This is a genomic window from Streptomyces sp. (assembly GCF_031181555.1).
Lineage (GTDB): Bacteria > Actinomycetota > Actinomycetes > Streptomycetales > Streptomycetaceae > Streptomyces > Streptomyces fimbriatus.
This window is the reverse complement of the sequence record NZ_JAPSKQ010000262.1, coordinates 1-5,398: the sequence shown is the minus strand read 5'-3', so window position 1 is coordinate 5,398 and position 5,398 is coordinate 1. Positions and strand designations below refer to the sequence as shown.

Sequence of the window (5,398 nt, the reverse complement as noted above, 5' to 3'; positions counted from 1 at the left end):
CCGAAGAGAACAAAACCCGCCACGCAGGCATCTCCTCCTTCGGCATCAGCGGCACCAACGCCCACGTCATCCTCACCGAACCCCCCACGACCGAACCACCGACCGACGACACGGCACCGGACGACGCCTCCACCCCCTTGTGGGTGCTGTCCGGCCGTACCGAACCGGCGCTGCGTGCCCAGGCCGCGGCACTCGTCGACGCGCTGGACTCCCTCGACGACGTGTCCACCCGTGACCTCGGCCGCGCCCTGGCCACCACCCGTGCCTCCCTCGACCACCGCGCGGCCGTCACCGCCGAGGACCGCGCCGAGGCCGTCGCGGCGCTGGCCGCGCTCGGCCGCGGCGAACCGCACTCCGCCCTGACCCTCGGCACGGCACGCCCCGACGACGGTCTCGCCTACCTCTTCACCGGACAGGGCAGCCAGCGTGTCGGCATGGGAAGCGAGTTGTACGAGACCGAGCCGGTCTTCGCCGCCGCCCTCGACGCGGTGTGCGGCGAACTCGACGCCTGCCGCGGCTCCGTGCCCGGCACACCGCCGATCCGCGAGGTGATGTTCCACGACGCCGAGGCACTCGACCGGACCGAGAACACGCAGAGCGCCCTCTTCGCCCTCCAGGTGGCGCTGTTCCGGCTGCTGGAGCACCGGGGCCTGGCGCCGGACGCCGTGCTCGGCCACTCCATCGGCGAGTTCGCCGCCGCCCACGTCGCCGGGATCCTCACCCTGCCCGACGCCTGTGCCCTGGTCACCGCGCGTGGCCGGCTCATGCAGGCCCTGCCCCCCGGCGGGGCGATGATGGCCGTCCAGGCGTCGCAGGACGAGGTCCGCGCACTGCTGGAAGGCCGTGAGCACGAGGTGAGCGTCGCCGCCGTCAACGGTCCCGCGGCCGTCGTCCTCTCCGGCGACGTCGAGGCCGTCGAGCAGGTCGCCGCCACGTTCGCCGCCGCCGGCCGCAAGACGCGCCGGCTCGTCGTCAGTCACGCCTTCCACTCCCACCGCATGGACGGGATGCTCGACGCGTTCGCCGCCGTCACCGCGAAGATCCGGTACGCGGAGCCGCGCATCACCATGGTGTCCACCGTCACCGGCCGCCCCGTCGACGTCACCGCCGACTACTGGGTCCGGCAAGTGCGCCGGGAAGTACGGATGTCCGACGGTCTGGCCGCACTCCACGAGCTCGGGATGCGCACCTTCCTCGAGCTCGGCCCGGACGGGGTGCTGTCGGCACTGGGCCAGGACTGTCTGGACGACGACGCGCTGGCGTTCGTCCCGGTGCTGCGCCGCGGCCGGTCCGAGCGCCGCACCCTGGCCGCCGCGCTCGGCGCCCTGCACGTCCGCGGCCGAAGCCCGGACTGGCACGCCGTGTACGGACCGGGGCGGACGCCCGGCCTGCCCACGTACGCCTTCCAGCGGGAGCGCTACTGGCTGACCGCGCACGGCACCGAAGGGCCGGCCGGTCACCCGCTGCTCGGTCCCGCCGTCGAGCTCGCCGGATCCGGGCAGACCGTGCTGACCGCCCGGCTCGGCCGCCGCACCCACCCCTGGCTCGCCGACCACGCCGTCCTCGGCTCGGTCCTGCTGCCCGGCACCGCCTTCCTCGAACTCGCCGCCCGCGCCGGCTCGCGGACCGGTACGCCGCATGTCGCCGAACTCACCCTGCTCGCCCCCCTGGTGCTCCCCGAGGAAGGCCGCACCGAGGTACAGGTCGTCGTGGCCGCGCCCGGCGACGACGGTCAGCGCGCGCTGACCGTGCACGCCCGCACCGAGACGCCGGACGGCACCACCGAGCCGTGGACCCTGCACGCCACCGGCATCCTCGCCCCGTACGACGGGGCCCCCGCGACCGCCGCGGGCCGGGCCACCGCCGAGGCCGAGCCCCTGCCCGTTGACGGCTGCTACGACGAACTGGCCGCCGCGGGCTACGCCTACGGCCCGGTCTTCCGGGGCCTGCGCGCCGTGTGGCGGCACGGCGCGGACCTGCTCGCCGAGGTCGCTCTGCCGCCGTCCGTCACCGACGCCGCTTCCTACGGGCTGCACCCGGCGCTGCTCGACGCGGCCCTGCACCCGGTCGTCATGACCGCGCTGGACGACGGCGACCGCCGTCTGCTGCCCTTCTCCTGGCGCGGCGTGACCGTCCACCGGCCCGGCGCCCGTACCGCCCGCGCCCTGATCACCACCACCGGACCGGACGCGGTGTCGCTGACCCTGCTTGACGAGTCCCACGCGGTGATCGCCGAGGTCGAGGAGCTGGTCCTGCGCCCGGTGAGCGACGACGTGGCCGTCCCGCGGTCGCTCCACCACCTGGTCTGGAAACCGGTCGCGGAGGGCCGGGAACCGTCCCCGTCGGCCGCCGCGCTCGGCTCCGCCGACCTGGGCGTCGGCCCGGGGTACGCCGACCTCGAGGCCCTGGGCCGGGCCCTCGACGCGGGACTCCCCGCCCCCGCGGTGGTCCTCGCCCCGCTCGCGGACCCCTCGGACGGTGCGACGGCCGACACCCGGCCCGCCGTGCACCGCGCGCTCGCGCTGCTCCAGGCATGGCTGGCCGACGACCGGCTCGCCGGCTCCCGGCTGGTGCTCGTCACCCGGGCGGCCGTGGCCACGGCACCGGGCGCCGACGTGGATCCCGACGGCGCGGCCGTATGGGGTCTGGCGCGCTCGGCGCAGACCGAGAACCCCGGGCGGGTCGGGCTGCTGGACGTGGAGTCGGCGGCCGACTGCCGTGCCGCACTGCCACTGATCGGCGCGGAGCCGCAGCTCGCGGTACGGGACGGGGCGTTGCTGGTGCCCAGGCTCGGCCTGGCGACGGCCGACGGTGCCCTGGTCCCTCCTGCCGGGGTGACCGCCTGGCGGCTGACGGTGCGCGACCGCGGGACCCTGGACCACCTGGCGCTCGAACCCTGTCCGGAGGCCCTGGCCCCGCTGGGCGACGGCGAGATACGCATCGCGGTGCGCGCCGCGGGCGTCAACTTCCGTGACGTGCTGAACACCCTCGGTCTCTACCCCGGCGACCCCGGTCCGCTCGGCCTCGAAGGGGCCGGGGTGGTCACCGAGGTCGGGCCCGGCGTCACCGGTCTCGGTGTCGGCGACCGGGTCATGGGCCTGTTCTCCGGGGCGTTCGGCCCGGTGGCCGTCGCCGACCAGCGGCATGTCGCCGCCATGCCCGCCGACTGGACGTACGCTCAGGCGGCATCCGCACCCATCGTGTTCCTGACCGCCTACCACGCCCTGGTCGATCTCGCCGGCCTGACCGCGGGCGAGCGCGTCCTGATCCACGCCGCCGCGGGCGGCGTCGGTATGGCCGCCGTCCAACTGGCCCGGCACCTGGGGGCGGAGGTCTACGGAACGGCGGGCCCCGGCAAATGGGACGTCCTGCGTGGTCTCGGCCTGGGCGGGGCGAACCTGGCGTCGTCCCGCACCCTGGACTTCGAGACCGCGTTCGGCGCGGCCACCGAAGGCCGCGGCATGGACGTCGTGCTGAACTCCCTCGCCGGTGAGTTCGTGGACGCCTCCCTGAGGTTGCTGCCGCGCGGCGGTCGCTTCGTGGAGATGGGCAAGACCGATCTGCGCGACCCGGGGCTGGTCGCGGCCGACCACCCCGGGGTGGACTACCGCTTCTTCGACCTGCTCCAGGAGCCGGCCGAGCGGATCGCCGAACTGCTCACGGCCGTCCTGCGGTTGCTGTCGTCGGGGGCGCTGACCCCGCTGCCGCTCAGCACTTGGGACGTCCGCCGGGCACCGGAGGCGTTCCGCTACGTCAGCCAGGCCCGGCACGTCGGCAAGGTCGTCCTCACCCTGCCCGCGGCCCTCGACCCGGACGGTACGGTCCTGGTCACCGGCGCCACCGGTGCCCTCGGCGGACTGGTCGCGCGGCACCTGGTCGCCGAGCACGGTGCGCGCCGTCTGCTGCTGGTCAGCCGTCGCGGCCCCGACGCGCCGGGCGCCGCGGAACTCGCCGCCGAACTCACCGAGTCGGGCGCCGAGGTCGTCCTCGCCGCCTGTGACACCGCCGACCGCGACGCCCTCGCGCGGCTGCTGACCGGCGTACGGCTCACCGCCGTCGTCCATGCCGCGGGGGTGCTCGACGACGGCGTGATCACCGCGCTGACGCCCGAACGTCTCGACACGGTGCTCGCCGCCAAGGCCACCGCGGCCCGTAACCTGCACGAGCTGACGAGGGACCAGGACCTCGCGGCCTTCGTCCTGTTCTCCTCCGTCATGGGCGTCATCGGCGGTGCCGGCCAGGGCAACTACGCCGCTGCCAACGCCTACCTGGACGCCCTGGCCCAGCACCGCAGGGCACAGCGCCTCCCCGCGCTCTCCCTGGCCTGGGGGATGTGGGCGGACACCGCGGGAAGGCCGGGCGCCGCCGGAATGGCGGGCGCCCTGTCCCCTGCCGACCGGGAACGGATCGCCAGAACCGGCCTCTCGCCCATCGACCGGGCGGAGGGCCTGGCCCTGCTCGACGCGGCACTGCGCCTGGACACCGCCGCGCTCGTGCCGGCGCCCCTCGACCGTGCCGCGCTCGGCGCGCTGGGGCCGCAACTGCCCACCGTGCTGAGGGATCTGGCTCCCGCCGCACCGCGACCGGCCCGGACGTCGTCCACCGCAGCGGCCCCGACGACCGAGACCTTGCGCGACCGGCTCGCCGCGCTGAGCCCGGCCGAGCAGGAGGAACTGCTGCTGGATCTCGTCCGGGTGCAGACCGCGGCCGTACTCGGCCGGTCCTCCGCGGCCGGCATCCCCGCCGACCGGCCCTTCAAGGACATGGGCTGTGACTCGCTCACCCTCGTGGAACTGCGTAACAGGCTGCAGACCAGCGCCGATCTGCGGCTGCCCGCCACGTTCCTCTTCAGCTGCCCGACACCGCTGGCGGTCGTGGCCCATCTGCACACCGAACTGGCTCCGGCCGGTGCGGAATCCATCGACCCCACCGATTCGAACGCTGTACCCGACCTGATCGCCGATGGTGACGATCTGACCGCACGGGTCCAGTCGGCGTCGGTCGACGAACTCCTCGCGTTCATCGACTCCGAACTCTGACCCACTTCCGCACCGCCCGGATCCTCATCCTGTGCGCTCCGCGCGGCACGCTCGGGCACGTCTCCCGGGCAGCCGTGCGCGGGCCGCGCACGCGCACAGCTTCACGACGCCTACGGGGGCTTCATCACCATGACAACAGCGGACAATGACAAGCTTGTCGAATACCTCAAGCGCCTCACGGTCGACCTCCACCAGTCCCGTCAGCGGATCCGCGAACTGGAGGCGGGCACCAACGATCCGATCGTGATCGTCGGCATGGGGTGCCGTTTCCCGGGCGGGGTGGACTCGCCGGAGGCGCTGTGGCGGGTCGTCGCCGAGCAGCGCGATGTGATCTCGGGTTTCCCGGCCGACCGGGGCTG

The 5,398-nt window shown here is 74.4% G+C and carries 2 protein-coding genes; both read left to right on the top strand.

The genetic code is table 11. The features are described from left to right. The coding region (locus RIM90_RS30150) for a type I polyketide synthase (RefSeq protein ID WP_309063915.1) at window positions 1-5,039 on the top strand (5,039 nt) is incomplete at its 5' end. A gap of 129 nt (window positions 5,040-5,168) precedes the next feature. Further along, the coding region (locus RIM90_RS30145; protein ID WP_309063914.1) for a polyketide synthase docking domain-containing protein at window positions 5,169-5,398 on the top strand (230 nt) is incomplete at its 3' end.